29 protein-coding genes are annotated in these 25,780 nt (G+C 72.1%); 16 read left to right on the top strand and 13 right to left on the bottom strand.

Translation table 11 applies throughout. The annotated features are described in order from the left end of the window. Nucleotides 1–119 precede the first annotated feature (119 nt). Both ACFVQ0_RS08785 and ACFVQ0_RS08790 read left to right on the top strand, forming a co-directional pair. Nucleotides 120–1,187: a zinc-binding dehydrogenase gene (locus ACFVQ0_RS08785; protein WP_390085998.1), complete on the top strand. Its 1,068-nt coding sequence runs from the start codon at nucleotides 120–122 to the stop codon at nucleotides 1,185–1,187. A gap of 80 nt (nucleotides 1,188–1,267) precedes the next feature. Next, entirely contained in the window at nucleotides 1,268–2,050 is a 783-nt protein-coding gene (locus ACFVQ0_RS08790; RefSeq protein ID WP_390086000.1) for a thioesterase family protein, read from the top strand. A 36-nt stretch (nucleotides 2,051–2,086) separates the two neighbouring features. Here ACFVQ0_RS08790 and ACFVQ0_RS08795 read toward each other — a convergent pair whose 3' ends face one another. Next, nucleotides 2,087–2,680 (bottom strand): DUF1707 domain-containing protein, encoded by a 594-nt coding sequence (locus ACFVQ0_RS08795; RefSeq protein WP_390086002.1) that lies wholly within the window; start codon nucleotides 2,678–2,680, stop codon nucleotides 2,087–2,089. Between the two features lie 129 nt (nucleotides 2,681–2,809). Between ACFVQ0_RS08795 and ACFVQ0_RS08800 the strand changes: the two genes are divergently transcribed. Further along, entirely contained in the window at nucleotides 2,810–3,430 is a 621-nt protein-coding gene (locus tag ACFVQ0_RS08800; protein WP_390086004.1) for a TetR/AcrR family transcriptional regulator, read from the top strand. Here ACFVQ0_RS08800 and ACFVQ0_RS08805 read toward each other — a convergent pair. Next, nucleotides 3,411–4,769, bottom strand: a complete 1,359-nt coding sequence (locus ACFVQ0_RS08805) for an MATE family efflux transporter (RefSeq protein WP_390086006.1) — start codon at nucleotides 4,767–4,769, stop codon at nucleotides 3,411–3,413. The two genes, ACFVQ0_RS08800 and ACFVQ0_RS08805, sit on opposite strands and share 20 nt — an antisense overlap. Continuing rightward, on the bottom strand, nucleotides 4,766–5,752 hold the full coding sequence (locus tag ACFVQ0_RS08810) for a phosphotransferase family protein (RefSeq protein ID WP_390086007.1): 987 nt from the start codon (nucleotides 5,750–5,752) through the stop codon (nucleotides 4,766–4,768). Before ACFVQ0_RS08810 ends, ACFVQ0_RS08805 begins: the two co-directional genes overlap by 4 nt. Before the next feature lie 544 nt (nucleotides 5,753–6,296). Here ACFVQ0_RS08810 and ACFVQ0_RS08815 point away from each other — a divergent pair. Next, nucleotides 6,297–6,503: a hypothetical protein gene (locus ACFVQ0_RS08815; RefSeq protein ID WP_390087727.1), complete on the top strand. Its 207-nt coding sequence runs from the start codon at nucleotides 6,297–6,299 to the stop codon at nucleotides 6,501–6,503. 7 nt (nucleotides 6,504–6,510) lie between these two features. Here the strand turns inward: ACFVQ0_RS08815 and ACFVQ0_RS08820 are convergent, their stop codons facing one another. Continuing rightward, nucleotides 6,511–7,095, bottom strand: a complete 585-nt coding sequence (locus ACFVQ0_RS08820) for a hypothetical protein (RefSeq protein ID WP_389207502.1) — start codon at nucleotides 7,093–7,095, stop codon at nucleotides 6,511–6,513. Nucleotides 7,096–7,104: 9 nt separating this feature from the next. Then, nucleotides 7,105–8,016 carry a zinc metalloprotease HtpX gene (gene htpX, locus ACFVQ0_RS08825; protein ID WP_390086009.1) on the bottom strand — a complete coding sequence of 304 codons (912 nt, stop codon included), beginning with the start codon at nucleotides 8,014–8,016 and terminating at the stop codon, nucleotides 7,105–7,107. A gap of 196 nt (nucleotides 8,017–8,212) precedes the next feature. Here htpX and ACFVQ0_RS08830 point away from each other — a divergent pair, with 196 nt between their 5' ends. Next, nucleotides 8,213–9,451 carry a cytochrome P450 gene (locus ACFVQ0_RS08830; RefSeq protein WP_390086011.1) on the top strand — a complete coding sequence of 413 codons (1,239 nt, stop codon included), beginning with the start codon at nucleotides 8,213–8,215 and terminating at the stop codon, nucleotides 9,449–9,451. 32 nt (nucleotides 9,452–9,483) lie between these two features. Further along, entirely contained in the window at nucleotides 9,484–9,675 is a 192-nt protein-coding gene (locus ACFVQ0_RS08835) for a ferredoxin (protein WP_390087729.1), read from the top strand. 33 nt (nucleotides 9,676–9,708) lie between these two features. Here the strand turns inward: ACFVQ0_RS08835 and ACFVQ0_RS08840 are convergent, their stop codons facing one another. Next, nucleotides 9,709–10,467, bottom strand: coding sequence for a pyridoxal 5'-phosphate synthase (locus ACFVQ0_RS08840; protein WP_390086013.1), 759 nt, complete (start codon nucleotides 10,465–10,467; stop codon nucleotides 9,709–9,711). Nucleotides 10,468–10,542: 75 nt separating this feature from the next. On the opposite strand from ACFVQ0_RS08840, the gene ACFVQ0_RS08845 reads away from it, so the two are divergent. Further along, entirely contained in the window at nucleotides 10,543–10,821 is a 279-nt protein-coding gene (locus tag ACFVQ0_RS08845) for a type II toxin-antitoxin system Phd/YefM family antitoxin (RefSeq protein WP_390086015.1), read from the top strand. Beyond that, entirely contained in the window at nucleotides 10,814–11,218 is a 405-nt protein-coding gene (locus ACFVQ0_RS08850) for a type II toxin-antitoxin system VapC family toxin (RefSeq protein ID WP_390086017.1), read from the top strand. Before ACFVQ0_RS08845 ends, ACFVQ0_RS08850 begins: the two co-directional genes overlap by 8 nt. A gap of 33 nt (nucleotides 11,219–11,251) precedes the next feature. Here ACFVQ0_RS08850 and ACFVQ0_RS08855 read toward each other — a convergent pair whose 3' ends face one another. Continuing rightward, nucleotides 11,252–12,421, bottom strand: a complete 1,170-nt coding sequence (locus tag ACFVQ0_RS08855) for an acetyl-CoA acetyltransferase (RefSeq protein WP_390086019.1) — start codon at nucleotides 12,419–12,421, stop codon at nucleotides 11,252–11,254. Nucleotides 12,422–12,584: 163 nt separating this feature from the next. Here ACFVQ0_RS08855 and ACFVQ0_RS08860 point away from each other — a divergent pair, with 163 nt between their 5' ends. Continuing rightward, nucleotides 12,585–13,838: an acyl-CoA dehydrogenase family protein gene (locus tag ACFVQ0_RS08860; RefSeq protein WP_390086020.1), complete on the top strand. Its 1,254-nt coding sequence runs from the start codon at nucleotides 12,585–12,587 to the stop codon at nucleotides 13,836–13,838. Beyond that, entirely contained in the window at nucleotides 13,838–14,395 is a 558-nt protein-coding gene (locus ACFVQ0_RS08865; RefSeq protein WP_390086022.1) for a nitroreductase/quinone reductase family protein, read from the top strand. The genes ACFVQ0_RS08860 and ACFVQ0_RS08865 overlap by 1 nt, the downstream gene beginning before the upstream one ends. A 138-nt stretch (nucleotides 14,396–14,533) precedes the next feature. Here ACFVQ0_RS08865 and ACFVQ0_RS08870 read toward each other — a convergent pair whose 3' ends face one another. Then, nucleotides 14,534–15,181, bottom strand: coding sequence for a TetR family transcriptional regulator (locus ACFVQ0_RS08870; protein ID WP_389689960.1), 648 nt, complete (start codon nucleotides 15,179–15,181; stop codon nucleotides 14,534–14,536). Nucleotides 15,182–15,527: 346 nt separating this feature from the next. Between ACFVQ0_RS08870 and ACFVQ0_RS08875 the strand changes: the two genes are divergently transcribed. Together ACFVQ0_RS08875 and ACFVQ0_RS08880 are read left to right on the top strand one after the other, a co-directional pair. Then, nucleotides 15,528–16,337 (top strand): VOC family protein, encoded by an 810-nt coding sequence (locus tag ACFVQ0_RS08875; protein WP_390086024.1) that lies wholly within the window; start codon nucleotides 15,528–15,530, stop codon nucleotides 16,335–16,337. A gap of 180 nt (nucleotides 16,338–16,517) precedes the next feature. Beyond that, on the top strand, nucleotides 16,518–18,950 hold the full coding sequence (locus tag ACFVQ0_RS08880; protein ID WP_390086026.1) for a PQQ-binding-like beta-propeller repeat protein: 2,433 nt from the start codon (nucleotides 16,518–16,520) through the stop codon (nucleotides 18,948–18,950). Nucleotides 18,951–18,997: 47 nt separating this feature from the next. Here the strand turns inward: ACFVQ0_RS08880 and ACFVQ0_RS08885 are convergent, their stop codons facing one another. Further along, on the bottom strand, nucleotides 18,998–19,642 hold the full coding sequence (locus tag ACFVQ0_RS08885) for a hypothetical protein (protein WP_390086027.1): 645 nt from the start codon (nucleotides 19,640–19,642) through the stop codon (nucleotides 18,998–19,000). A 290-nt stretch (nucleotides 19,643–19,932) separates the two neighbouring features. On the opposite strand from ACFVQ0_RS08885, the gene ACFVQ0_RS08890 reads away from it, so the two are divergent. Continuing rightward, nucleotides 19,933–20,499, top strand: coding sequence for a hypothetical protein (locus tag ACFVQ0_RS08890; RefSeq protein ID WP_390086029.1), 567 nt, complete (start codon nucleotides 19,933–19,935; stop codon nucleotides 20,497–20,499). A gap of 12 nt (nucleotides 20,500–20,511) precedes the next feature. Here the strand turns inward: ACFVQ0_RS08890 and ACFVQ0_RS08895 are convergent, their stop codons facing one another. From ACFVQ0_RS08895 to ACFVQ0_RS08905, 3 genes are read right to left on the bottom strand one after another with little or no spacing between them, the layout of a single operon-like run. After that, complete coding sequence (locus tag ACFVQ0_RS08895; RefSeq protein WP_390086031.1) at nucleotides 20,512–21,291, bottom strand: enoyl-CoA hydratase/isomerase family protein; 780 nt, start codon at nucleotides 21,289–21,291, stop codon at nucleotides 20,512–20,514. Between the two features lie 6 nt (nucleotides 21,292–21,297). Beyond that, on the bottom strand, nucleotides 21,298–21,738 hold the full coding sequence (locus ACFVQ0_RS08900; protein ID WP_390086033.1) for a Zn-ribbon domain-containing OB-fold protein: 441 nt from the start codon (nucleotides 21,736–21,738) through the stop codon (nucleotides 21,298–21,300). A gap of 12 nt (nucleotides 21,739–21,750) precedes the next feature. Continuing rightward, nucleotides 21,751–22,920 (bottom strand): lipid-transfer protein, encoded by a 1,170-nt coding sequence (locus ACFVQ0_RS08905; RefSeq protein ID WP_390086034.1) that lies wholly within the window; start codon nucleotides 22,918–22,920, stop codon nucleotides 21,751–21,753. Between the two features lie 93 nt (nucleotides 22,921–23,013). Between ACFVQ0_RS08905 and ACFVQ0_RS08910 the strand changes: the two genes are divergently transcribed. The 3 genes from ACFVQ0_RS08910 (at nucleotide 23,014) to ACFVQ0_RS08920 (ending at nucleotide 25,329) form a co-directional block, all read left to right on the top strand. Beyond that, a complete protein-coding gene (locus ACFVQ0_RS08910; protein WP_390086036.1) occupies nucleotides 23,014–24,594 on the top strand; it encodes a FadD3 family acyl-CoA ligase in 1,581 nt (526 codons plus the stop codon). A 64-nt stretch (nucleotides 24,595–24,658) separates the two neighbouring features. Beyond that, nucleotides 24,659–24,934: a hypothetical protein gene (locus tag ACFVQ0_RS08915; protein ID WP_390086038.1), complete on the top strand. Its 276-nt coding sequence runs from the start codon at nucleotides 24,659–24,661 to the stop codon at nucleotides 24,932–24,934. Further along, nucleotides 24,934–25,329 carry a hypothetical protein gene (locus tag ACFVQ0_RS08920; RefSeq protein WP_390086040.1) on the top strand — a complete coding sequence of 132 codons (396 nt, stop codon included), beginning with the start codon at nucleotides 24,934–24,936 and terminating at the stop codon, nucleotides 25,327–25,329. Before ACFVQ0_RS08915 ends, ACFVQ0_RS08920 begins: the two co-directional genes overlap by 1 nt. A 96-nt stretch (nucleotides 25,330–25,425) precedes the next feature. On the opposite strand, the gene ACFVQ0_RS08925 is transcribed toward ACFVQ0_RS08920, so the two are convergent. Next, the gene (locus ACFVQ0_RS08925; protein WP_390086042.1) at nucleotides 25,426–25,620 is read right to left on the bottom strand and encodes a hypothetical protein; all 195 of its coding nucleotides are present in this window, start codon (nucleotides 25,618–25,620) and stop codon (nucleotides 25,426–25,428) included. Between the last annotated feature and the right edge of the window lie 160 nt (nucleotides 25,621–25,780).

Genomic DNA, 25,780 nt, shown 5'->3' on the forward strand with positions numbered 1-25,780 from the left:
CGAGGGGTGCTGCCCCGTGAGTTCGTGCCCTGCGGGAACCGTCACTGCGAGCCTCTTCACTGATCGGTGTACGGTGGAACGTGTTCACAGATCAGTATACCTGCGAGGAGGTTCAAGCGATGGGTGAGTCCCAGGTCATGCGAGCGGTGCGAATCACGGGGCACGGAGGGCCGGAGGTCCTTGAGCCGGCGGAGGTCCCCGTCCCCGCCCCTCGGGCAGGAGAGGTGCTGGTCCGGGTCGCCGCGGTGGCCCTGAACAACACCGATCTGTGGACGCGGGAGGGTGCCTACGGGCGCCCCGGGGACCCGGGCGCGAAGTCGGGCTGGCGCGGTCCGGTCGACTTCCCCCGGATCCAGGGTGCCGACGTGGCCGGCCGCGTCGTGGCCGTCGGGCCCGGAGTGGCGGGCAGCCTCGTCGGACTCCGCGTGGTCGTCGACCCCGCGATCTACGACAGCGAGGGGCCGGACGCCAACCCGGTGGGCCTGATGGGCAGCGAGCGCGACGGCGGGTACGCCGAGTACGTGACCGCGCCGGTGGAGCAGGTGCACGACGTGACGGATTCCCCGCTCACGGACGACCAGCTCGCGACGCTCCCGACCGCCTACGGCACGGCGCTGGGCATGATCGAACGGGGCCGGCTGCGGCAGGGGGAGACCGCATTGGTCTCTGGGGCGTCCGGCGGGGTCGGCCTCGCGCTGGTGCAGATCGCCCGTGCGCGCGGCGCGCGGGTCCTCGCCATCAGCAGCGGACCCAAGATCGACGCGGTGCGGGCGGCCGGGGCGCACGCGGTCGTCGACCGTGCGGGAGACATCGCCGGACAGCTCCGCGCCGCCGCCCCGGAAGGCATCGACGTCGCGCTCGACGTCGTGGCCGGCGAACTCGTGAGTGAGGGGCTGCCGCAGTTGCGCGAGGGCGGCCGGTGGGTCATCGCGGGCGCACTCGGCGGCTACGGCGTGAGTTTTGACGTGCGCCGTCTCTACCTGCACAACGCCCAGCTCATCGGGTCCGCGATGCACACGCGCCGGCACTTCGCCCTCCTCATGGACCTGGCCCGTCGGGCGGAGGTCCAGCCCGTCATCGCCGCGGCCTTCCCGCTGGACCGGGCCGCGGAGGCGCAGGACGCGCTCTCCCGCAGGGAGCACGTGGGAAAGATCGTCCTGCACCCCGGTGCCGCAGGACCTGCCTGAGGGACCCGGCCGCCGACCGGTGACCGGGCGGGTGGCAGGGTGAGGTTCCTTGATCCGTACGGCCGCGAGGGACGCACTCCATGAACACGGGCAGCTATTACGAGCGCATCGACGACCACCGCTTCAAGCCCACCGCCCACGCGGGCGGTGCGTGGAGCACGGACGAAGTGCACTTCAGCCCGCTCGGCGGCCTCATCGTCCACGCCATCGACCACCATCTGGCCGACCGGCCGGGTGAGCGGCTGCTGCTGTCCCGGATCAGCTTCGACATCCTCGGACGGCTCGCCCTGGACGAGTGCGAGATCCGGGTCGAGACCATCCGGCCCGGCCGCACCATCGAACTGGTCGAGGCCGTCGCCCTGATCGCGGACCGCCCCGTCGTACGCGCCAGGGCCTGGTGCCTCGCCGCCATCGACACCGCCCCGGTCGCCGGGGGCCAGGCCGACAGGCTCGCGGCCCCGGAAACGCTCGCCCCCTGGCGCATGGCGGACCTCTGGCCCGGCGGCTACATCGCGTCCATCGACGTCCGCCCGCTCGCGCCGCCCACGCCGGGCCGCACGGCCGCGTGGATCTCCACCCCCCTCGACCTGGTCGCGGGCGAGGCCGCCACGCCGCTCGCGTCCTACGTCGCGCTCGTCGACACGGCCAACGGCATCGCCGTACGCCAGCCCCCCACGGCCTGGACGTTCCCCAACGTCGACCTGACCATCCACCTCCAGCGCCAGCCAGAGGGCGGCTGGACCGGACTCGACACCACCGTCGTCTTCGGACCCACCGGCCAGGGCATCACCAGCACCGTCCTGCACGACATCCACGGACCGGTCGGCCAGGCCCAGCAGATCCTCACGGTCCGGCCCGCGTAAGCCGTCCGGGCGGCGTGGCCCGTCCGGAGTCCAGGCTCAGCGCGCGAGGCCCTTGCGCTGCCTGCGCCGCTCGCGGAGGTTGGGGTTACGGATGACGACGCCGCCCGCGCCGCACGTCCCCGTGAGCCGGATGACCGGGGTGCCCGGCAGCCGGTGGTCCCCCTCGGTCTTGTCCTTCAGCCCGCCGAAACCGAGGTCCAGCGCATCGGTCTCCGCCTTCCAGCCGACCGGGACGACGATCCGCACGCCCGCCATCTGCCCGTCCACGTCCACCTCGATCTCGCGCAGCCGGCACTCCGCCCGCGTGAAGTCGAGGCGCACGCCGCCCAGGCCGCCGTACGCGACGATCCTCGGCGGCACCTTCCACACGCCCGTGCGCTCTGCACCGTGGATGCCGCCCTTGAGGGTCAGCGGTTCGCCGGGGTCGAACACGGCGGGCCCGAGGTCGTCGGTGAGCGGTACGAGTTCGCCCCGGGTCTTGGCCGCGAGCGCGTGACCCAGCCGGGTGTCCAGCTCATCGAGGTCCAGACGCCCGTCGGCCGCAGCCTCCCGCAACAGTTCCACGACCGCCTCGCGGTCGGCGTCGGAGGCACGCATGCGGCCGGCGGATGGCGAGGGCTCTGCAGTCATGCACCTGATAATACGGAGACCCCGCAGCCCGGCCGCTCACTCCTCCGGTACGAGTGCGCCGTCACCGCGCAGTGCGGAGGCTCCGCGGCCACGGAGCCTCCGGTCATCGCCGCTGCGATGATGGGGGGCATGTCTGATGCGGAAGCCAAGGTGCCTGCCTCTTCGCGTGGGTATGCGAAAGGGCGGGCGCGCCGTGAGCAGATCGTGACGACGGCCGCGGAGGTCTACGCGGACGTCGGCTATCACGGCGCCTCGCTGCGGGAGATCGCCAAGCGCGCCGGTCTCAGCCACGTGGGCCTCCACTACTACTTCCCCAGCCGTGAGGCCCTGCTGGCGGCGGTGCTGGAGCGCCGCGACGAGGAGGACAACGCACGGCTCGGACCGAAGGAGTACTCACCGACGGCGGCGGTGCGGCATCTGGTGGCTCTGGCCGATCACAACGCCGGGCATCCGGGGATTGTGGAGCTGTACGTACGCCTCGCGGCGGAGGCGTTCGCCGAGGACCATCCCGCGCATCAGTACTTCACGGATCACTACGGGACGACGCGGGAGTACGTGCACCGGGCGTTGCGGGAGCTGGCGGAGCAGGGGGCGTTGCGGGAGGGTGTCGATCCCCGGGTGGCGGCGGCCGGGTTCGTGGCGCTGATGGACGGGTTGCAGGTGCAGTGGCTGACGAGTCCGGACGAGGTGGACATGGCCGGGGTGCTCCGTGCCCACCTGGAGCAGCTCCTCAAGGAGCCTTTGACGTAGCTCCGTGGAGGCGTCGCAGCAGCAGGAGGGCGACAGCCGCCGTGGCCACCTCGCCTGCGGCCAGGGCGGTCCAGACCCCGGTGGTGCCGAGCCGGCCGAGGGTGGCGATCAGGGGGACCTTGATCAGGAGCAGGCTGCCGATGGAGATGAGGTACGCGGGTGCCGGGCGGCCCAGCGACTGGGCGTAGGCCGCCACCAGTGGGCCGATTCCGGCGACGGTGAGCCCGATCGCGATGACCGGCAGCGCCTGTCCGGCGGTGGCGATGGTGTCGGCGTCGTTGAGGAAGAGGCCGGCCAGCGGGCGGGCCAGGGCGGCGAGGGCGGCGGCGGTGACCAGCCCGTACAGCACGGACGCGAGAAGCGAGTAGTTGCGGGCCTTGAGCGCCCGGCCGGGCAGGCCGCGGCCGGTGTTGTAGCCGACGATCGGCTGTAGTCCCTGGCTGATGCCGGTGTGCGGCATCATCACGAAGGTCTGGAGGCGGGCGCAGACGGCGTAGGCCGCGAGCGCGGTGGCCGAACCGGCGGCCGTGAGAGTGGAGTTGACGAGGACGGCCAGCAGCGTGACACCGGTACCGGCCAGGAACGAGGGCAGGCCGACGCCGAGCAGCGCTCGCAGCGTCGGGCCGTGGGGCAACAGGTCCCGCGGGCCGACGCGGTAGGGGCGGTGCCTCTGTACGAAGAAGAACCACAGGCTCATCGCGGCGGAGACGGCCTGGCCGCCGACGGTGCCGAGCGCGGCGCCCCGTACCCCCATGCCGAATCCGAAGATGAGCAGCGGGTCCAGGGTGATCTGTACGGCGACGGGCACCAGCCACAGCAGGGTCGAGAACCCCATGCGGCCCTCGGCCCGCACCAGGCTGGAGAAGCCGGTGGACACCAGGGCCCCGCACAGCAGCACCACGGCGTAGGGGCGGGCGGTCGCGCCCAGTTCGCCGGTGGCGCCGAGCAGGGCGAGCAGCGGGTCCAGGAAGGCCAGGCCGAGTGCGGTGGTGGCCGCGGCGCAGGCCCAGAACAGGGCGAAGGAGTTGCCCGCCGCGCGGGCGGCGGCCCGGTGGTCCCCGGTGCCCAGGGCGCGGGAGATCAGGGAGGCGCCGCCCGCGCCGACGGTGGTGGACACCGCGCCGAGGAGCAGCAGGAGCGGGGCCACCAGGTTGACCGCGGCCATGGCGGTGTCGCCCACGCCGCGGCCGACGAACCAGGCGTTGGTGAGGGCGTAGACGCCGTACACGCCTACCGCGGCGGTGGTCTGGGTGCAGGCGCGCCACAGCAGCCGGCCCACCGGCTCGGTGCCGAGCCGGGTCGTGTGGTCGGTGACGGCCGGGGCCTGTGCGGACGTCACCGGCGGGTGTGGCCGAGCAGCGCCATGGCCTCGTCGAGGCGGAGGCGGGCCCAGTCGTACTGCTTGCTGTCGGTGTGCCCGCGGTACACGGTCTCGATGACCATGATCAGTACCAGGTAGAGGCCGTAGAGGCGGCGGCGCGTCTGCTCGGTCCCGGTCAGCCCGGCGTGACCGTAGCCGTGCATGAAGGACGCCGGGTCGCCGAAGGCGGCCAGCTGGGTGCCGGTGAAACCGGCCTCCATCAAGGGGTCGCCGTAGAAGGCGCGTTCGTGGTCGATGATGCAGACGATCTTCCCGTCGCGGACCATCACGTTGCTGGCCCACAGGTCCCACTCCACCAGACGGGCTTCTGTGACCTCGTCGAGGCTGTCGGCGTGCGCGGCCACGGCCGCGCGCACGGTGTCGTACTCCCAGCCGATATCGACGCCGCGACGCTCGCCGTCGACGAGCACGTTCTCCGTCATCGTGGTGAACGCCTGCCGCCAGGTGGCGTGGCCGGGCCCGGCCAGCGGGCCGAAGTGCGGGCCGCGGACGGAGTTGATCTCCCGGTTGTACGTGCCGAGCTGCTCCATCAGGGCGTCCCGCTCGGCCGCCGGAAGCGCCTCCTCGATGATGCCGAGGTTGTCGGCGTCGATGTACGGCATGAAGAAGTATTCGGCGTCGCACAGTTCGCGGCTCCGGTCGGCGAAGTGGACGGCGGGGACGGGTACGGAGGTATGCGTCCTCAGCAGGTCCAGCGTGGCCAGTTCGATCGACATGGCGCCGTGCTCGTAGGTCATCACCTCCACCGCGGGCGGCGGGGCGATCTTCAGGACGACCTCGGCGCCGTCGCGCAGGCGGATGCGGTAGGCGACGTTGAACCAGCCGTGCCCCAGCTCACTCGCCCACCCGTCCCCGGCCGGGACCTGCCCGGCTCCGTAGGCGCGCTCGATCATGGCGCGCAGCACCTCGGGAGTCTGCCTGTTCTTGGTGATGCTCTCCACTCTCGTTCCCTTCGTCAGCGGCGCGCCGACCGCACGGCTCTCGGCGGGCGACCACAAATACTTACCATGTGGTAGAAATTCTGCGCCAGAGGGATGGACGGGTTTCTTCGCACCGGTCCTGCGAGCCGCACGACGGAGCTGTGACCGGTCGGGCGGAGGTAAATGCGGTCGTGCCGGAAGGCGTTGATCCTTAGGCTGCCCGGATGCCGGTAAGAGATCTTCAGCGCGTCGCGGCCTTCCGCCTGTCCTTCGCCAGGCGGCAGGCCGCAGTCGTGAACGAGGTTCCCGGCGGCTTGGTCGTCCTGGACCCGGCGTACGCCGCGTCGTACGAGCACAACCAGCTCGTGCTCGAACGGTCACCGCACCCCGCCGGACTCCCCGCCCTGGCCGAGACGGCTCTCGGCCACCTGCGCCACCGCCAGATCACGGTGCTCGACGACAGCACCGGCACCGACTGCGCACCCGCCCTCACCGCGGCCGGGTACACCCACGTGACCGAACTCGTCATGACGTACACCGCGACGCCTCCCGGGGGATCGCCCAGATCGAGGACGTCGTCACCGCCGACACCCACGTCCGGCGCGGCTACGCGGACACGCTCCTCGCCGCCGCTCTGCGGCACGCGTCGGACTGCGGCCTGTTCTTCCTCCTGGCCGACCCCGACGACTGGCCGCACGCCTGGTACACCCGCCGCGGCTTCGAGCCGATCGGGCGGTTCCACGTGTTCACCCGCGCGGACTCCGATGGCTGAGGGCTGATCACAGCCCCGGCGCCCCCCACACCGGGAACCAGCGGGCCAGGTCCTTCTCCACGCGGAGGTCGTCCCCGAGGGCGGACCGGACCTGGAGCTCCAGTTGGTTGTCGCGTTTCTCGCCGCTGCCCGGGACCGGGGCGAAGGGGTAGAAGGTGCCGCGTTTGTAGAGGTAGACCAGGGCCAGGGGGCGGTCCTGGTCGTCGCGGAAGGCGATCAGGGAGCAGAGCAGCTGCGGGCCGAAGCCGCCGTCCTGGAGCAGGGTGTTGACCGCGTGCAGGTCGTTGACCAGGGCGGCGGTGTCCTCTGCGGGCTGGCGGGCGAGCAGCCAGGTGTAGCCGTAGGAGTCCCGGCTGAACTCCACCGGGATGCCGCCGTGCGCGGTGTCGGCGTCCAGCAGCTCCCGTACGTCCTGCTGGATACGGGCGAACGTGCCGCCCTCCACGCCCGCGAAGCACACCGAGCCGAGGCCGGTCGGGACGAAGCCCGTCGCCGCCTGGAGGGTCAGGGCGGCGGACGGGACGGCGAAGAGCTGGTCCAGGTCGGGGCGGACCGGTTTGCTGCGGCCCAGGATGGTGTCGAGCAGACCCACGGAGGCTCCTTACGGGCGGGAGAGGTCGGCGGAGATGCGGGAGAGCTGGTCGAGGCGCTGTTCGAGGGTCGGGTGCGAGGAGAGCAGCCGGCTCAGGCTCTCCTTGGAGGAGAAGGCCGGGACGAAGTAGAAGGCGTTGTACGGCTCCGCCTTCCGCAGGTCCTCCGTCGGGATCCGGGCCATCTGGCCGCTCACCTTGGTGAGGGCGGAGGCCAGGGCCGAGGGACGGCCGGTGAGCAGGGCGGCGGTGCGGTCGGCGGACAGCTCGCGGTAGCGCGACAGCAGGCGGGTCAGCAGGAAGCTCAGGGCGTAGACCACGGCGCTGACCAGCGGGATGAGCATGATCGCGATGCCGATGGGGTCGTTGTTGCGGCTGTTGCGGGCGAAGCCGCCCCAGAGCGCCACCCGGGTGATGATGCCCGCGAGTACGCCGAGGAACGAGGCGATCGTCATGACGGCGACGTCACGGTGCGCGACGTGCGACATCTCGTGGGCGAGTACGCCCTCCAGTTCCTCGGGCTCCAGTCTGCGCAGCAGCCCCGTGGTGGCGCAGACGAGGGCCGTCTTCTCGCTGCGGCCGGTGGCGAAGGCGTTCGGTACGTCGCTCTGCGAGATCGCCACCCGGGGTTTGGGCATGTCGGCGAGGGCGCAGATGCGGTCGATGGCGCCGTGCAGTTCCGGCGCCTCCTCCGGGGTGACCTCACGGGCGCCCATGCTGAAGGCGGCGATGCGGTCGCTGAACCAGAACTGGGCGATGAACATGCCGCCGGTAATGATCAGGATGATCGGCCAGGCACCGCGCAGCACGGCGAGCAGTACGCCGACCAGGACCACGTACAGCAGGCCGATCAGGAACATGGTGGTGACCATGCGCGTGGTGAGACCGCGGTCCGAGGCGTACCGGCTACGGGTTCGGGTCATGGGTGACCTCCAGTCCTCATCTGCTTCCCATAGTGCTCCTCGGCGGTTGAAATCGGATAAGGGCGGAACGTAATGAGCCGTGGCGGGCGCGTCCGGTACGCGGTATTTGGCCGAACAACGCCTAGCCCAGTTAGGTGCCTAGGGCATCTAGTGGTGGGTGATCGGCAGGACTCCCCCCTTCTTTGCGAGGTCCTCCATGGCAGAGACCGACATCGAGACCCAGACCGCGACGATCGATTTTCCGCAGAACCGCAGCTGCCCGTACCACCCGCCGACGGGCTATCCGAGTGAGACCCGGGGGCAGCAGGCGGTGACCCCCGTCCGTATCTACACCGGCCGGACGGTGTGGCTGGTGACCGGTCACGCCGAGGCGCGGTCGCTCCTGGCGGACCCCAGGCTGTCGTCCGACCGGGAACACCCCGAGTTCCCGCTGTTCGCCAAGCGGCAGGCCGAGACCACCCAGCGCCGGGTGGAACTGATCGGCGTCGACGATCCCGAGCACAACGCCCAGCGCCGGATGCTGATCCCGAGCTTCACGGTCAGGCGGACGGCGGCGCTGCGGCCGCAGATCCGGGCGACCGTGGACGGCCTCCTCGACGCGATGGTCGAGCAGGGGCCGCCGGCCGATCTGGTCAGCGCCTTCGCGCTGCCGGTGCCCTCGATGGTCATCTGCGCGCTGCTCGGGGTGCCCTACAAGGACCACGAGTTCTTCGAGGCGCAGTCGCGCAAGCTGCTCCGGGGCCCGGAGGCCTCCGACGTCGAAGCCGCGCGGGACGCCCTCGACGAGTACTTCCGGGTCCTGATCGAGCGCAAGCGGCGCGCCCCCGGCGAGGGGCTGCTGGACGAGCTCATCGTCAAGCAGCTGGAGACCGGTGCGGTGGACACCGAGGAGCTGGTGCGGCTGGCCGAGATCCTGCTCGTCGCGGGGCACGAGACGACCGCGAACATGATCTCGCTCGGCACCTTCACCCTTCTCCAGCACCCGGAACAGCTGGCCCTGATGCGGGCGGCCGGTGCCTCCACCGGTGACGGGCCCGGCAGCGGGATGCCCGCCGCGGTGGAGGAGCTGCTGCGGTTCCTGTCCATCGCGGACGGGCTGTCGCGGGTGGCGGTCGAGGACATCGAGGTGGGCGGGGTGACCGTCCGGGCGGGGGACGGGGTCCTCCTGTCCACGTCGGTGATCAACCGGGACGGGTCCGTGTACCCCTCGCCCGACGAGCTGGACCTCGGCCGCAACGCGCGCAACCACGTGGCGTTCGGGTTCGGCATCCATCAGTGCCTGGGCCAGAACCTGGCGCGGGCCGAACTGGAGATCGCGCTGCCCGCCCTCTTCGAGCGGCTCCCCGGTCTGCGGCTGGCGGTCCCCGCGGACGACGTCCCGTTCAAACCGGGGGACACGATCCAGGGGCTGCTGGAACTCCCCGTGACGTGGTGACGGAAACCGATCGGAAGGGCGGTTCTGCTGAGATGCGGATCGATATCGACAAGGACGTGTGCATCGGCGCGGGCCAGTGCGCGCTCGCGGCGCCGAAGGTGTTCACCCAGGACGACGACGGGTTCAGCGAGCTGCTGCCCGAGCCCGGTGACGACGCCCTCGGCGGGCCGATGGTCGGCGAGGCGGCCCGTGCCTGCCCGGTGCAGGCGATCACGGTGAACTGACCGACCGGGAGGCGGCGACAGCCGAGGGTGCCGTCAGGGCCAGAGCAGCTCCCGCTGCCAGGCCCCGGCGGTCCCGGTGGCCCCGGCGGTTCCGGTGGGACCAGGGGCTCCCGCCGCCTCCGCCGCCTCCGCCGCCCCGGCCTCCCGGCGGTAGCGCAGCCGGACGTGCCGCCGCCGCGCGTCGCCCTGGAAGAACTCGACCTCGTACGGCTCGACGACATAACGCGTCCAGCTCGTCACCTCGGCCTCCGGCTCCGTCCGGGCCCGCTGCCAGGCGGCGTCCGAGGCCCGGTCGAGCTCGCCCGTCGAGCCGAGCACCTCGCTCTGCCGCCCCACCAGCGCGGAGGCCAGCGCGCCGGTGGAACGGGCGTGCAGGTCGGCCCGGCTCTCGGCGGCGGAACACGCGGTGACCGGACCCCGTACCCGTACCTGCCGCCCCTGCGCGGGCCAGTAGAAGCCGAGCGCGGCATGCGGGCGGGCCGCGAGCTGGCGGCCCTTCGCGCTTCCCGCGTGCGTGGCGAAGTGCCAGCCGCGCTCGTCCGCGTCGTGCAGCATCAGGGTCCGCACATCGGGCAGCCCGTCCGCGCCGGCGGTGGCCAGGGTCATGGTGTGCGGCTCCGTCTGCCCGGCGGCCACCGCCTCCGCGAACCAGCCGTGGAAGAGGGGGAGCGGGGCCCGCGGCGCGGCGGCGGGGTCGAAGGCGGGCAGCTCGATGTCCCACACGCGCTGGGCGTGGAGCAGCTCACGGAAGGCGCGCTGGGCGGTGGAGGCGGATGCGGATGCGTCGGTCATGCGGCCATTGGACCTCACGGACCGCGCATCGAGAACGCTGTAGCACGGCGAGACACGTAAGGCTACGCTGGATGCATGAAGACCATCACGCAGCGCGAGTTCCGGAACCGGTCCGCGGATGTCATGAACGCTGTGGAGGAGGGCGAGATCTTCCACATCACCCGCAACGGGATAGAGGTCGCGGAGCTCCGGCCGCTCACGCGTAAGCGGAGGCTGAGTGCGGAGGAGCTGGTGGCCAGGCACCGGCGGCTTCCCCGCGTGGACGCTGCGTCGATGCGTCGCGAGGCGGACGAGCTCTTCGGTGACGAGGACCGGGCCGGGGACGACGATCCCTGGGAGCGCGCGCGTGGCTGAGCGCTACCGCGTGGGTGTGCTCGACACCTGCGCGTACATCGACCTCGACCTGCTGAGTGCCGAGGATCTTCCCGCCTACCCGGCGCTCACCGCCGTGACCATGGCCGAGCTCCAGCAAGGCGTCGCGATGGCCGGGGACGCGGCTGTGCGCGCGGCACGGATGGAGAAGCTCGGCGCGGCCGTGGCCGACTTCGAGCCGCTCCCCTTCGACGCCGAGGCGGCTGCCCGGTACGGAAGCCTGGTGTCCCTTGTCGTGGCTGCGGGCCGTAACCCCCGTCCTCGTCGCATGGACCTGATGATCGCGTCCATTGCCTCCGTCAGGGGACTGCCGCTCTTCACCCGCAATGCGGACGACTTCAAGGGGCTGGAAGGCGTCCTCGACGTCGTCGCTGTGTGACCCGGGGCGCAGCACCCTCACCCCCGCACCCCCTCACCCCCGCCCCAGCACCACCGTTCCCGAGGAGCAGAACCAGCCGCCCGTGCCGGAGGCCACCGCCAGTTCCGGCAGCCGGCCGCCCGCCTTGCGGACCTGGCGTTCCCCCGCCTCGCCGCGCAGCTGGCGTACCGCCTCCACCAGCAGGAACAGTCCACGCATGCCGGGGTGGCAGGCGGACAGGCCGCCGCCGTCCGTGTTGACCGGGAGCTCGCCGGTCAGGCCGGTGCGGCCCTTCTCCACGAACGCGCCGCCCTCGCCCTTCGCGCAGAAGCCCAGGTCCTCCAGCGTCACCAGGGTCATATAGGTGAAGGCGTCGTAGATCTCGGCCAGGTCGATATCGGCCGGGCGCACCCCCGCCCGTTCGAAGGCGAGGCGGCCGGAGACGGCGGCGGGGGAGACCGTGAAGTCGTCCCACTCGGACATCGCGGAGTGCGACACGTGCTCGCCGGTGCCCAGGATCCAGACCGGGTCCTTCGCCGTGTCGGGGACGTACTCCTCTGCCGCCAGCAGCACCGCGCAGCCGCCGTCGCTGCGGATGCAGCAGTGCAGCTTGGTGAAGGGGTCGGCGATCATCGGGCCGGACAGGACCTCGTCGACCGTGACCGGGGTGCGGAACATCGCGTCCGGATTGGCGGCCGCGTTGGCGCGGGCCCGCACCGCCACCTCGGCCAGCTGCTCCAGGGTGGTGCCGTACTCGTGCATGTGGCGGCGGGCGGCCATCGCGTACTTGGCGATCAGCGAGTGCCCGTACGGCACCTCGAACTGGAGGGGGCCCCGCGCCCCGAAGGAGAGGTTGGACGTGCGGCGGCCCGCCTTGATGTCCGCCCGTGCCGTCGAGCCGTAGACCAGCAGTACGGCGTTGGCGCGGCCCGCCGCGATGGCGTCCGCGGCGTGGGCCGCCATCACCTCCCAGGTCGATCCGCCGACCGAGGTGGAGTCCACCCAGGTGGGTTTCAGCCCCAGGTACTCCGCGACCTCGACCGGGGCGAGCGTGCCCAGTCCGGCGGAGGCGAACCCGTCGACGACAGAGCGGTCCAGGCCCGAATCGGCGAGCGCCCGGCGGGCGGCCTGGGCGTGCAGGGCGTACGGCGTCGCCGTGTCGACGCGTCCGCAGTCGGCGAGCGATATGCCGACGACAGCGACCTTGCGGTGGGAAGAAGGCATGAATCTGACGGTACATCAGATTCGGGCCGGGTGAACCGGGCCGCGGCGGCCGGATCTTGTGGGCCGTCACGGTGCGCGGCTCTGGGAATCTCGTAACATCCGCCCTAGCATGACGGCCCGTCAGATCGGAGGCCGTCGGCCTCCGAGGGGAAGGAGTCCGACGATGGATGCCGCCTTCACCGCGGAACAGGACGAGATCCGCCGCACCGTGCGCGAACTGCTGGCCAGACACAGCGGCCCCGAGGACATCAGGAGCGCGGTGGGCACCCGGGACGGTTACGACGCCGAGCTGTGGCGCCGGCTCGCCCAGGACCTCGGGCTGCCCGGACTCGCCCTCCCGCAGGAGTACGGAGGCGCCGGCTGCGGCCCCGTCGAGCTCGCCGTCGTCTGCGAGGAGGCGGGCCGCGCGCTGCTGCCGTCCCCGCTGCTCGCCACCGCCGTGCTCGCCGCGCCCCTGATCGCCGCCCTCGGCACGGAGGAGCAGCGCGCCGCGCTGCTGCCGGCCGTCGCGGCGGGCGGGCTCACCGCGACACTGGCCGTACCGGGCGGCTCCCTCTCCACCGCCCTCGGCCTCACCGGCGACCTGACCGGCGGAAGCTGGGCGGGCGGCGGCCGGGCGGGCGGCGTCCAGGCCCGGCCGGCCGGCGGCGACGGTGCGGGGTGGCGGCTGTACGGGGAGGCGGACCAGGTGCTGGACGGGCACAGCGCCGGGCTGCTCCTGGTCGCCGCGCACACGGGCGGCTTCCCGCGCAGCCGGACCCTGTTGTTCCTGGTCAGGACGGACGGGCCGCAACCGCCCGGCGGACTCGTCCGCACCCGGCAGACCGCGCTGGACGAGACCCGGCCGCTCGCCCGGATCCAGCTGCGCGACACCGAGGCCGAACTCCTCGGCGCCGACGACACGGTGGACGCGACGGCGGCCCTCGCGCTGGCCGGCCGCGCCGCCGCGGCCGCGCTCGCCGCGGAGGCGGTGGGAGCCGCCGCGAGCGCGCTGGAACGCACGGTCGCCTACGTCGGGGAGCGCGAGCAGTTCGGCCGGGCGATCGGCTCCTTCCAGGCCGTGAAGCACCGCCTCGCGGACCTGTACGTGCGGGTGCAGTCGGCCCGCTCCGCGGCGTACTACGCGGCCTGGGACCCGGAGGCCGGCGGGCTCGCCCTCGCCCAGGCGCTGGAGGCCCTGCGCGTCACCACCGCGGAGGCCGTGCAGCTGCACGGGGGGATCGGCTTCACCTGGGAGCACGAGGCGCAGCTGTACTTCAAGCGGGCCGCCGCCGACGAACTGCTGCTGGGCCCCGTCCACCGGCTCCGCGACCACGCGGCCCAGCGGGCGGGACTCTTCGGGGACGCGCCGGGCGAGCGGGACCGGGCGGAACAGGGGCGGACCGGCGGCGGCCCGACCGAACGGGTGGCCGTCTGATGGCGCCCGGTGTACGCCTCGTCCAGAAGGTCTCCTCGACCCGGACCTTCGCGCGGATCGCCCCTCACGTCGTGCCCGCCATGGACCGCGCCGTGCACCGGCTCACCCGGGGCAAGGTGCTGCTCAGCGCGCAGATGCTGCCGGGGGTGGTGCTGACGGTGCCGGGGGCGCGCAGCGGGCAGCTCCGGACGACGCCGCTGGCCTGCATGCCGATGGCACGGGACGACGGTACGGCAAACGGCGGTACGCGAAGCGGTGGCAAGGGAAGCGGCGGTACGGGTGACAGCGGTACGGGCAGCTGGGTGCTGGTCGGCAGCAACTTCGGCCGTCCGGGGCATCCCGCCTGGACGGCGAACCTGCTGGCGCACCCGGAGGCTCCGGTGATCAGCTGGAAGGGCGTCGGGATACCGGTGCGGGCCCGGCTGCTGGCGGGGGAGGAGCGCGCCGAGGTGTGGGAGGCGGCGCTGAAGTTCTGGCCGCCCTACGCGGCGTACCAGGCACGGATCGACCGGGAGATCCGGCTGTTCCGGCTGGAGCGGCGCGACGGTCCGGCGTAGGGGTGCGCGGGTTCACGGAGGCGGAGGTGTCCGGATACACCGACGGCGGACCACATGCGTGGTCCGCCGTCGGTGAGACAGGACCTGGGGCGCCCGGGATCACCGCGCGTCACCCAGTACGGGAATCCGGCGCGGGCGCTACTTGGTCGGCTTCTTGCCGGTGATGCCCAGATGCACCAACAGCGCGAGGTTCGGCCGGAGTTCGGCCTGCTTCACACCCCAGGTGGTGAAGCCCTTCTGGTGCGAGGCGACCGCGGCGAGCATCGCGACCAGCGATCCGGCCATCGCCGCGGGGCTGACGTCCTTGTCGACCTTGCCCTTGGCCTGGAGCTCCTTCACCGAATCGGTAAGGGAGTTGGTCACGGAGTTGAGGATCTTCATGCGGATCTTGTAGAACCGCTTGTCGCCCTCGGCCGCGCCGAGGTCGACCACGCGAAGGATCGCGTCGTTGCGCCGCCAGAAGTCGAGGAACCCCTCGACGAGTTCTTCTGCGGTCTGCCAGCCCGATTTGCCGACCCAGGAGCGCCCGGCGACCAGTTCGGTCAGTCCGGCACCCTCCTTGGCCATCTCCTCCGCGATCTCAAGGACGGCGCCCTCGACGTCGGGGAAGTACTGGTAGAAGGTTGCGGGTGAAGTCCCCGCCTTCCGGGCGACGTCGATGACTTTGACGTCCCGGTACGGCGAGGAACTGAGCATCTCGCTGAGGCAGTCGAGCAGCTTCTGCCGCGTCGCCTGTCCGCGTCGGCCGGCCACGCGGCCGTCGACGGTGCGTACTTGTCCTGTCATGCCGTCAGCTTACCGACGGGTGATCGGAGCGCGATTCGGCCGACTGCAAATGGGGAGGGGCGTAGACGTGGTGGGGGGAGTGCGGCGGTTTCCGCCGATGTGCCCCGCAGTGCGCCCCACGGTTCCGCTTCCACTACCCACACTTACATTAGTGTTATTAACAGCCTGTGGATAACTTCCGTGGATAACTTTCCGTGACGACGGCGATTCGGAAGTCTTGTCTCGAATGTACGTTCTATGGTGCGCCCCGTCCCGCGTCCGGCACTGGCGGGCTGGGGCGCGCGTGCGGCGACCCGCGGTTACGTTGGCTGTGACGAGCGTCACCGCGACGGAAGGATCCGGGCCCATGGCCGCATTCGCGCAGTCCGCGCCGTGCTGGGTGGATGTGCAGCTCTCCGACCTCGAAGCCGGCAAGCGCTTCTACGGCGAGCTCTTCGGCTGGACCTTCCGTACGGGCGACGGCCCGTACACCGACGCCCTCAGCGACGGGGCCCTGGTCGCCGCGCTCGCCGCCAAGCAGGACGGCCGGATGCCGACCGCCTGGGGCATCTACTTCGCCACCGACGACATCACCGCCTCCGTCGCCCGCGTCCGGGAGGCGGGCGGCCAGGTGATCACCGAACCGGTGCGGGCCGGCCGGCTGGGCGCGCTCGCCCAGGCCGCCGATCCCGGCGGCGCGGTCTTCGGGCTCTGGCAGGCGGGTGAACGCAAGGGCTTCCAGAAGCAGAACGAGCCGGGCTCCTTCTGCTGGACCGAGGTCTACACCCGGCAGAAGGAACGCGTCGACCCCTTCTACGAGCAGGTCTTCGGCTTCCGCTCGGTCGATCCGGACGAGGCCGGCCCCGGCACACCGGGCGACCCGGACACCGACGAGTCCCGCGTCGACTTCCGTATGTGGTCGCCGGCCGGCACCGAACCCGGCCCGGACACCGCGGTCGGCGGGCGCAGCGTCATCACCGACGCGTTCCCCGCGATGATGCCCAGCTACTTCCTCAACTACTTCGCCGTGGCGGACTGCGACGCCTCCGCCGACACCGTCGTCCGGCTCGGCGGCCGGGTCTCCGCACCGCCCTTCGACATCCCGTACGGGCGGATGGCGGTGCTCCAGGACGACCAGGGCGCCGTCTTCGCCGTACTTCAGCCACCGGTGTCCTGATACCGCCTGGAGTGATCCACGACACCCGGTTCTGCCCCCGGGTTCGCAACCGGCGCCTCGGCCAGGAACAATCGGGGTGCGCACCGTCGGGTGGCGCCCAGTGGTGAGACGCTGCACAGGGCGGGGTTTTCGCGGGCATCGGGCGACCGGGGCCCGTACGGGGAGGGTGGCAGGTAAGTGATGGAGCAGCTGACGCAGCACGACCCGAGGCGGATCGGCCCGTTCGAGGTGCTGGGGCGGCTCGGGGCCGGCGGCATGGGGCTGGTCTATCTCGCCCGCTCGGCGTCGGGCCGGCGGGTGGCGATCAAGACGGTGCGTACGGAACTGGCCGAGGACCAGCTGTTCCGGGTCCGGTTCACGCGCGAGGTGGAGGCGGCCCGCGCGGTCAGCGGCTTCTACACCGCCGCCGTCGTCGACGCCGACCCGCGCGCCGCCGTGCCCTGGCTCGCCACCGCCTATGTGCCCGCGCCCTCACTGGAAGAAATAGTGAATGAGTGCGGGCCGATGCCGACCCAGGCGGTGCGCTGGCTGGCGGCGGGCATCGCCGAGGCCCTCCAGTCCATCCACGGCGCGAAGCTCGTCCACCGCGACATGAAGCCGTCGAACGTGCTCGTCGTCGAGGACGGCCCCCGGGTCATCGACTTCGGGATCGCGTCCGGCGTCTCCAACACCCGGCTGACCATGACGAACGTCGCCGTCGGCACGCCCGCGTACATGTCGCCCGAGCAGGCGCGGGACTCGCGCAGCGTCACGGGCGCCAGCGACATCTTCTCGCTCGGCTCGACGCTCGTCTTCGCCGCGACCGGCCACGCGCCGTTCCACGGGGCCAACCCGGTCGAGACGGTCTTCATGCTGCTGCGCGAGGGCCCCGACCTGGGCGGCCTGCCCGACGATCTGCGGTCGCTGATCGAGTCCTGCATGCAGATGGACGCCTCGCGCCGGCCCACCCCCGCCGAGCTCCAGTCCCAGCTCGCCCCGCACCTCTTCGCCTCCGGTGGCGACGACAGCGGTACGGCGTCGGCCTGGTTGCCGGCCTCCGCCACCGAGATGATCGAGCTGCGCCGGGGCGGCGGACGCGTGATCGCCGCGCCGGCTCCCGTACCGGCGCCGGCGCCAGCGCCCGCCCCGCCGCTGCCCGCCACGCACGTGGGCGCCGGCCGGGACACCGCCCGGCGGCCCGGAGCCACGGATCCGCGCCCCCCGGCCGCACCGCCGTCTGCCCCGCCCGCGGCCCTGCCCGCGGAGGCGTCCGACGCGGGCGGTCCGGTGCGGCTCTCCGGTGCCCAGGTGCCGATCGGGCCCGGTCCGCGCGCCCAGGACGTACGCGCCACCGCCGCCGTGGGGGAGGCGGCTCCGGTCACCGGCTGGGTGCGCCCGCCCGGCGGGCCGAACGGCTCGCTCACGGCCCATACCGCCCCGGTGCCCGCCCCGGCGCACGCGCCGGACAACGCGCCCCCGGGCCCGGACTCCGGCCCGGACCGCTGGCGGCCCTGGCGGTTCCGGATGTCGAACGACGTGTGGGGCACGCCGGTCGTCGTCGGTGAGCTCCTCTACGTCACCTCCTTCGAGGTGCACGCGCTGGACACCGGCAACGGGCGGCGCCAGTTCAAGACCCGTGACGTGGCCTGGGCGATGGCCGTCGAGGGCGGCCGGATCCACGCCTCGGACGGGCCCTCGCTCTACGCCCTGGACGCGGTCACCGGCGCCGAGCGGTGGCGGCTCCAGAGCGACGCGTGGGTGTACTCGCTCAAGGCGGACCGGGGCACGGTCGTCACCGGCACCCGGGGCGGCGGCGTGCAGGCGTGGGAGGCGTCCACCGGGGAGAAGCTCTGGGAGACCACCGGGGCGCAGACGGACTTCGAGACGGCGGAGGCCGGACCCGCGATCCACGACGGCACGGTCTACCTCTGGCAGGACGCCCGGCTGCGCGCCGTCGACGCCCGGACGGGCATCGAGCGCTGGTCGTACCCGGTGGGCGACGCGGCCTCCTGCGGCGGGGTGCCGGTCCGGGTGACCCCGGCGCCGGACGGTTACGCCTACGTCAGCGCGGGGACCCGGGTCCTGGCGCTGGACATCGGCTCCGGCCGGGTGCGCTGGCACTTCGAGTCCCCCGCGGTCTTCCTCTCGCCGCCCGCGTTCGCGCCGGGCCCGGCGGTGACCGGCGGCGGGGTGTACCTCGCGGACTACCTCGGCACGGTGTACGCGCTGGACGCCGCGACCGGCAAGGACCGCTGGCGCATCGCCACGGAGTCCCGGCAGTCGACCGAACCGGTGCTGGTGGCGACGGGCAACGTGCACGTCGGCAGCGGCAGCGCGCTGTACACGCTGGACGCGGTCACCGGCACCCCGAAGTGGCGGTTCGCCGCGGGCGGCGACGTGGTGGGCTCACCGGTCGTCGCGGACGGCCGGGTCCACTTCGGTTCGGCCGACCACGTGCTCTACACCCTGGACGCGGCGGGCGGCCAGCTCCGCTGGAAGCTCGCGACGGGCGGCGAGATCACGGGCTCCCCGGTCGCGCAGGGCGGGGTGGTGTACGCGTGCAGCAAGGACCGCTGCGTGTACGCGCTGGACGCGCTGAAGGGCACGGGGACGGGCAACAGGCCGCGCTCGTAGGGCGAACGGGCCCTCGTGCCGGGTGCGCCCGGCGGGCCGCTTCGTCCTCAATCGCCGGACGGGCTCGATTTCGGCGGCCGGCCCGATTCCGGCGGCGGGCCGGGCTCCGGGGGCGGGGCGGGCTCCGGGCCCACGTACGGGTCCGTCTCCGGTTCCGGCCAGGGGCTCGTCTGTACCGACGGGCCGGGCTCCCTGGTGGGCGGCCAGGTGTCGGGGTCCGCGGAGCCCGGCGGGTCGTACGGCTCCGGCTGCTCGTACCGCCCCGGCCGCCCCGCGCTTCGCCGCCGCCCCGACATCAGGGCCGCGCCCAGCAGGAGCAGCACCCCGCCGCCCGCCGCGTTCGCGACCCCCTCCTGGAGTCCGGAACCGTCGCCGGTGACCGTGAGTTCGCCGGCCGCCTGGCCCTGCCGGACCATCCAGAGAACGGTGAACCCGAGGACCACCACGCCCGCGAGGGCGACCAGCAGCCGGGACCGCAGCACCACGCCGAGGACCGTCACGACCGCGGCGAAGGCGAAGGGCAGCAGGATCGAACCGAACAGGGCGGGATGCGTCGCGGTGATGCCGGTGAAGAGATCATCGATCCGGTAGTACCGCCCGAGGCGGCCGTCGTACCAGTCACGGAAGGGGCTCAGCACGGCGGCCGCCGCTCCTGCGAGAGCGACGATCGAGCCGAGGACGTTACGGATCATCTCCGGCCTCCAGCGTGACGCGCGAGCGCCACCGGCCGGTGGCGCGGAACAGCACCGCTCTCGCCTCCCGACGCTACGCCGGGCGGATGACCCCCGCCACCAGACGGCGGCGGACCGGCCGTGGGCGGGCCCGTCGTCGGACGATGACGAGACCGTGACAGGGCCATGACTGGACTGCCGGGCGAAACCGGCCATGCTGTGCGCTACGGTGTCGCGCGGCTGTTCGGCCCCGGGGTCGAACACCGGCAGGCATCGAACAACTGAATCACCACACAAGGGGGGCGGCATCGATGATGCGGCAGCACATGAAACTGACAGTGGTCCTGGTCGCGGTGGTCCTCGCACTGACCGGTTTCTCCAGCTCCAGCCACGGACACGGCAGCAAGAGCGGGAGCAAGAGCAAGAGCCGGAAGTCCAGCAGCAGTAGCGGCGGTGGGTGCTCCAACTCCAAGAAGAGCAACGGCACCTACCACGACACCGATTCCAACTCCAGCTACGACAACGACGACTACTCGTCCGGCAGCTCGTCCAGCGGCTCCACCTACGACACGGCGACCCCCACCGCCACCGCGACGGACGCGCCCCGCGCGTACGTCTTCCGCTGCGCGGCACCCCGCAAGGGCAAGCGCAAGGCCGTCACCACCTCCACCGTGCGGCTCACCGCGAACGCAACCGGCAGCCACACGTACACGGTGGACGTGAGCTTCCTCGACTCCAGGGGCAACCCCGTCGACGCGGGCGAGGCGACCGTGGACGCCGACGGCGGCGACACGAAGACCGTCTCCGTCCGGATGCACAACCCGAGCAGGGTCTCCCGGGTGAAGAAGTGCTCGGTCACCGCGGAGCTCACGTACTGACCGACGCCGTACTCACCTGATCCGGGGCTCACCGCCGCCCCTGCCCCGCCCCTCGAACAGCTCGGCCTGCCGCTCCGGTGCCAGGTTCCCGAGCGCGATCAGGTGCGGGGCATGGGCCAGCGCCTGTGTCCTCGCCGCCTCCCTGGCCGACCAGACGGCCCGGACCGTGCCCTGCACCGCCGCCGTCGGGTAGGAGGCGATGACCGCCGCCGCCCGCAGCGCCGCCGCCACCGCGCCGCCGGCCGGGGTCACCTCGCTGACCAGCCCGGTCTCGTACGCGCGCCGGGCCGACACCCGCTCGGCCGTCCCCATCAGGGACATCCGGGCCACCTCGCCGAACGGCATCCGCTGCGCCATCGAGATCGCCTCGTACGCGCTGACCATGCCGTACGTGGTGTGCGGATCGAAGAACGTCGCCTCCTCGGACGCGATGACGAACTCCGCCTCGCCCAGCAGGTAGAACGCCCCGCCGCAGGCCATCCCCTCCACGGCCGCGATCACCGGCTTCCACAGGTCGTTGGCCTTCGGCCCGACCGCGATCAGCGGATCTTCGATCGTGTACGGGGACGAGGGCTGCGGGACGTCCACGCCCCGGTCGATCCCCGTGCAGAACGCCCGGCCGCCCGCGCCGGTCAGCACGACGGCCCGCACCCCGTCGTCGTACCGGAACGCCCGCCAGACGGAGACGAGTTCGGCGGCCGTGGCGAGGTCGATCGCGTTGAGCTTCTCGGGCCGGTCCAGGGTGACCAGCGCCACCCCGGTCTCCCGGTCCGTCTCCGTACGCAGCGCCATCGCCCCTCACCGCTCCAGCAGCCAGCGGACCATGGTCACTTCGGGGGAGACGGGACAGAAGACCGCCTTCACCCCGGCCCCGATCCGCAGCCGCTCCGGATCGACGGAGTTCAGCGGTGCGTCGGGCCCGCTGACCACATTGCCGACCAGCCGGATCTCGGGGGCGTCGGCCAGCTCGACCACCACCGCGTTGTACGGAGCCTGCTCGGCGTACGCGGGCAGCAGCGGCGGGTGCGGCAGCACGTACGACCAGATGCGGCCGCGCCCGCTCATCACCCGCCACTCGCTCTCGAACGACTGGCAGTGCGGGCAGCACGGCCGGGGCGGGAAGCGGAGCCGTCCGCAGTCGGGGGCGGCGCACGCCTGGACGCGCAGTTCACCGCGGGCCGCGTACTCCCAGAAGGGCGCGCCGTCGTCGTCGATGACGGGCAGCAGCATGGCATCCATCTCGATCGCTCCTCAGTTCCTCAGCAGTACGGCGGACGTGGGCACGCCCTCCCCGGCGGTGACCAGGCAGGTCGAGGCGTCGGGCACCTGGGCGGTGGAGACGCCGCGCAGCTGCTTCACGCCCTCGTTGATGAGGTTGAAGCCGTGCACGTACCCCTCGCTGAGCCCGCCGCCGCCCGTGTTGATCGGGAGCCGGCCGCCGCTCTCCAGCGCCCCGCCCTCGGTGAAGGAGGCGCCCTCGCCGCGCCCGCAGAACCCGTACCCCTCCAGGGAGAGCGGGATGAGCGGGGTGAACGCGTCGTAGATCTGGGCGACATCGACGTCGTCCGGCCCGAAGTCGGCCTGCTTCCACAGCTGTCGGGCGGCGGCCCAGGCCGGGCCGGTGAGCGGGTCGTCGTTCCAGTAGTTGACCATCCCGTGGTGCTGGGCGGGCAGTCCCTGGGCGACGGAGTGGAGGTAGACGGGCTTCTGCCGGCAGTCGCGGGCCCGTTCGGCGGAGACGATGACGCAGGCCAGGGCGCCGTCCGTCTCCAGGCAGTTGTCGAAGAGGCAGAGCGGCTCGCTGATCCAGCGCGAGGTCATATACATGTCGCGGGTCAGCGGGCGTTCGTACATCACGGCGTCGGGGTTCTGGTTGGCGCGGTTGCGGCAGGCGAGCGCGACGTTGAAGAGGTGGTCGCGGGTCGCCCCGTACTCGTGCATGTACCGCCGGGCCAGCATGCCGATCTCGTCGGCGGGCCGCAGCAGTCCGTAGGGCCGGGTCCACTGGGCGGGGGTGGGCAGCTGCACGGCGGTGTTCTTCCAGGGCCGGGGGCCAGACCCCCGTTTCCGGGACCGCCAGGCGACGCCGACGCTCGCCTGCCCGGTGGCGACGGCCGCGGCGAGGTGCGCGAGGGTCGCGCAGGAGCCGCCGCCCCCGTACCCCACCTTGCTGAAGAAGGTCACGTCACCGGCCCCGATGGACTTGGCCACCTCGACCTCGTCGGTCTCCTCCATCGTGTACGAGGCGAACGCGTCCACCTCGGACGCGGCGATGCCCGCGTCGTCGAGCGCCGCGACGATGGCCCGGCAGGCCAGGGTCTTCTCCGATTCGGGCAGGTGTTTCGCGAACCGCGTCTGCCCTATCCCGGCTATCGCTGTCTTGTCCTTGAGCGTCGCCACCGCCACCTCCGAAGCCGTCATGACTGCTGACAGCGGAGGAGGCTACAGCTAATCTGACGGATAGTCAGCTACTGCGGTCGGCAGGGCCGTTCGGACCGAGGCGGAGGGCACGAGATGCGCGGCGACGAGGAATGGTCCACCGTCCCGAACCTGGTACGGGAGGCGGCGCGACGGTACGGCGACCGCGAGGCGGTGGCCGAGGGCCGCACCAGGATCACGTACACGGAACTCGGCGAACGCGTGGAACGGGCCGCCGCCGCGTGCATGGCCTCCGGGGTGGAACCGGGGGACCGGGTGGCGGTCTGGGCGCCCAACACCCTGGACTGGATCGTCTCCGCGCTGGGCGCGGTGACCGCGGGGGCGGTCCTGGTGCCGCTCAACACCCGCTTCAAGGGGACCGAGGCGGCGTACATCCTGCAGCGCAGCCGGGCCAAGCTGCTCTTCGTCACGGGCACCTTCCTCGGCACGTCGTACGTGGCCTCGCTGCGCCGGGCCGACATCGAACTCCCGCACCTGGAAACGGTGGTGGTCCTCGCGGACACCGCCCCCGCCGACTACGTCACCTGGAAGGACTTCCTGGCCTCCGGCGAGGGGGTCTCTCCCGAGCGGGTACGGGAACGGGCCGACGCCATCGCCCCGTCCGCCCCCTCCGACATCATCTACACCTCGGGCACCACAGGACACCCCAAGGGCGCGGTCATCAGCCACTCCCAGACCCTGCGCTGCTACGAGATCTGGAGCGAGCTGGCCGGTCTGCGCGAGGGCGACCGCTATCTGATCGTGAACCCGTTCTTCCACACCTTCGGCTACAAGGCCGGCGTGATCGCCTGCCTGATGCGGGGCGCGACGATGGTCCCGCAGCCGGTCTTCAACGTGGACACCGTCCTCGCCAACATAGCCGCCGAGCGCATCTCGGTGCTGCCCGGCCCGCCCACCCTCCACCAGTCGCTCCTGGACCACCCGGCCCGCTCGGCCCACGACCTCTCGGCGCTCCGCCTGGTGGTGACGGGCGCGGCGGTGGTCCCGCTCCAGCTGGTGGAGCGGCTGCGCACCGAACTGGGCATAGCCACGGTCCTGACCGCCTACGGCCTCTCCGAGGCGAGCGGCATCGTGTCGATGTGCCGCCGGGGCGACCCGGCCCGCACCATCGCCGCCACCTCCGGCCGCGCGATCCCCGGCACCGAGATCCGCGTCCTGGCGCCCCCCGGCGAACCGGGCGAAGTCCTGGTCCGGGGCTTCAACGTGATGCGCGGCTACTTCGAGGACCCGGAGACCACCGCCGCCACGATCACCCCGGACGGCTGGCTCCACACCGGCGACGTGGGCGTCCTGGACGCGGACGGCAGCCTGCGCATCACGGACCGGATCAAGGACATGTTCATCGTCGGCGGCTTCAACGCCTACCCCGCGGAGATCGAACAGCTCCTCGGCCTGCACCCGGACGTCGCCGACATCGCGGTCATCGGCATCCCCGACCCCCGCCTGGGCGAGGTCGGCAAGGCCTACGCGGTCCGCCGTCCGGGCGCGACGGTGACCGCCGACGACCTGATCGCCTGGTCGCGGCGCGAGATGGCGAACTACAAGGTGCCGAGGGCGGTGGAGTTCGTCAGCGAGCTCCCGCGCAACGCGAGCGGCAAGGTGGTGAAGGGGGAGCTGCGGGGGCGGGACACACGCGCTCATCACTCCATGGAATGAAGTGATCACCTTATGGAGTGATGGGGCTGTGTGCGTGAGTCCGGCCGGCAGTATGGTGATGGGTATGGCAACCAAGAAGTACACGGTCACTCTGCCGGAGGAGCTGGCGGAGGAGATCCGGGCCGAGGTCGGGCCCGGCGCGTTCAGCGCGTATGTCACCCGCGCCATAGAGCGCCAGCGTGAGCACGACCGGCTGGGGGAGCTGGTGGGGTGGATGCAGGAAGAGGGGGGACCGCTGACCGAGGAGGAGCAGGCGGCGGCCGCCGCTGAGCTGCGCGAGATCGAGCGCTGGTTCGAGGACCGGGAGTCAGCGGCAAGCGGCGAGGCCGAGGCGGCGTGATGGCAGACATGACGTTCGTGCTGGACAGCGAAGCCCTGTCCAAGTCCGTACTGCGCGACCGGGCGATGACCGCCGTTCTCACCAGAGCGCATCAGTCCGGATTCCGCGTGGTGACCAGCTCGATGACCCTCGTCGAGGCCTACCACAGCGACATCCGGGCGGGCGTGTGGAACTGGGCCATGTCCAGGGTCGTCGTCGAGCCCGTCACCAAGGACGTCGCCGACGGGGCGATCCGCCTGCTCAGGGACACCGGTCTGCACGGCCACAAGTACGCCATCGACGCCGCCCTCGCGGTGATCGCGGACCGGCAGCCGGGCCGGGTGGTGGTCTTCACCTCGGACGAGGACGACATGGGGAAGCTGTGCGGCGCGAGGGTGCTGGTGCGGGGGGTGTGAGGGCCCGCCCGTCCGGACGCGGACATGCCGCGGCCGCGACGGCTCCCCCTCCGCGCCGCCGCGGCCGTGCCCCCGTACCCCCGTCGAATTGCGGCTCTAGTTGGCCGGCTCGCCCGTGGCGTGGGTGTCCGTCGGCTTGATGGGGCTGCCGGTGGCGTGGGTGTCCATGGCCTTGATGTCGCCACCCGTCGCGTGCGTGTCCTGGGTCGTCGCCGTACCCGACTCGGCGCCCGTCGCGTGCGTGTCCGTGGGCTTGATGATCGGGTCGGTCTTCTTCTTCGCTTCGCTCATGGTCGTCATCTCCGTTGTGGCTGGCGAGCTGCGTGGGGGGTCCGCCCGGCTGTTCCCCCGTGGACTGCCGGGCGGACCCCTGTCAGGGCCGATCACCTTAGTGGTTGGCCGCTCGTGTCGCCCCGCCTGCCCCCCGACGCGACGGATCGACACGCATGAG

Origin of the sequence: Streptomyces sp. NPDC057900 (assembly GCF_042887885.1) — a bacterium.
Classification (GTDB): Bacteria; Actinomycetota; Actinomycetes; order Streptomycetales; family Streptomycetaceae; genus Streptomyces.

Coding starts and splice junctions, on each gene's coding strand:
- ACFVQ0_RS08785 (WP_390085998.1), top strand. CDS start 120: ATGGGTGAGTCCCAGGTCATGCGAGCGGTGCGAATCACGGGGCACGGA.
- ACFVQ0_RS08790 (WP_390086000.1), top strand. CDS start 1,268: ATGAACACGGGCAGCTATTACGAGCGCATCGACGACCACCGCTTCAAG.
- ACFVQ0_RS08795 (WP_390086002.1), bottom strand. CDS start 2,680: ATGACTGCAGAGCCCTCGCCATCCGCCGGCCGCATGCGTGCCTCCGAC.
- ACFVQ0_RS08800 (WP_390086004.1), top strand. CDS start 2,810: ATGTCTGATGCGGAAGCCAAGGTGCCTGCCTCTTCGCGTGGGTATGCG.
- htpX (WP_390086009.1), bottom strand. CDS start 8,016: ATGACCCGAACCCGTAGCCGGTACGCCTCGGACCGCGGTCTCACCACG.
- ACFVQ0_RS08830 (WP_390086011.1), top strand. CDS start 8,213: ATGGCAGAGACCGACATCGAGACCCAGACCGCGACGATCGATTTTCCG.
- ACFVQ0_RS08835 (WP_390087729.1), top strand. CDS start 9,484: ATGCGGATCGATATCGACAAGGACGTGTGCATCGGCGCGGGCCAGTGC.
- ACFVQ0_RS08840 (WP_390086013.1), bottom strand. CDS start 10,467: ATGACCGACGCATCCGCATCCGCCTCCACCGCCCAGCGCGCCTTCCGT.
- ACFVQ0_RS08845 (WP_390086015.1), top strand. CDS start 10,543: ATGAAGACCATCACGCAGCGCGAGTTCCGGAACCGGTCCGCGGATGTC.
- ACFVQ0_RS08855 (WP_390086019.1), bottom strand. CDS start 12,421: ATGCCTTCTTCCCACCGCAAGGTCGCTGTCGTCGGCATATCGCTCGCC.
- ACFVQ0_RS08860 (WP_390086020.1), top strand. CDS start 12,585: ATGGATGCCGCCTTCACCGCGGAACAGGACGAGATCCGCCGCACCGTG.
- ACFVQ0_RS08865 (WP_390086022.1), top strand. CDS start 13,838: ATGGCGCCCGGTGTACGCCTCGTCCAGAAGGTCTCCTCGACCCGGACC.
- ACFVQ0_RS08870 (WP_389689960.1), bottom strand. CDS start 15,181: ATGACAGGACAAGTACGCACCGTCGACGGCCGCGTGGCCGGCCGACGC.
- ACFVQ0_RS08875 (WP_390086024.1), top strand. CDS start 15,528: ATGGCCGCATTCGCGCAGTCCGCGCCGTGCTGGGTGGATGTGCAGCTC.
- ACFVQ0_RS08880 (WP_390086026.1), top strand. CDS start 16,518: ATGGAGCAGCTGACGCAGCACGACCCGAGGCGGATCGGCCCGTTCGAG.
- ACFVQ0_RS08885 (WP_390086027.1), bottom strand. CDS start 19,642: ATGATCCGTAACGTCCTCGGCTCGATCGTCGCTCTCGCAGGAGCGGCG.
- ACFVQ0_RS08890 (WP_390086029.1), top strand. CDS start 19,933: ATGATGCGGCAGCACATGAAACTGACAGTGGTCCTGGTCGCGGTGGTC.
- ACFVQ0_RS08895 (WP_390086031.1), bottom strand. CDS start 21,291: ATGGCGCTGCGTACGGAGACGGACCGGGAGACCGGGGTGGCGCTGGTC.
- ACFVQ0_RS08900 (WP_390086033.1), bottom strand. CDS start 21,738: ATGGATGCCATGCTGCTGCCCGTCATCGACGACGACGGCGCGCCCTTC.
- ACFVQ0_RS08905 (WP_390086034.1), bottom strand. CDS start 22,920: ATGACGGCTTCGGAGGTGGCGGTGGCGACGCTCAAGGACAAGACAGCG.
- ACFVQ0_RS08910 (WP_390086036.1), top strand. CDS start 23,014: ATGCGCGGCGACGAGGAATGGTCCACCGTCCCGAACCTGGTACGGGAG.
- ACFVQ0_RS08915 (WP_390086038.1), top strand. CDS start 24,659: ATGGCAACCAAGAAGTACACGGTCACTCTGCCGGAGGAGCTGGCGGAG.
- ACFVQ0_RS08920 (WP_390086040.1), top strand. CDS start 24,934: ATGGCAGACATGACGTTCGTGCTGGACAGCGAAGCCCTGTCCAAGTCC.
- ACFVQ0_RS08925 (WP_390086042.1), bottom strand. CDS start 25,620: ATGAGCGAAGCGAAGAAGAAGACCGACCCGATCATCAAGCCCACGGAC.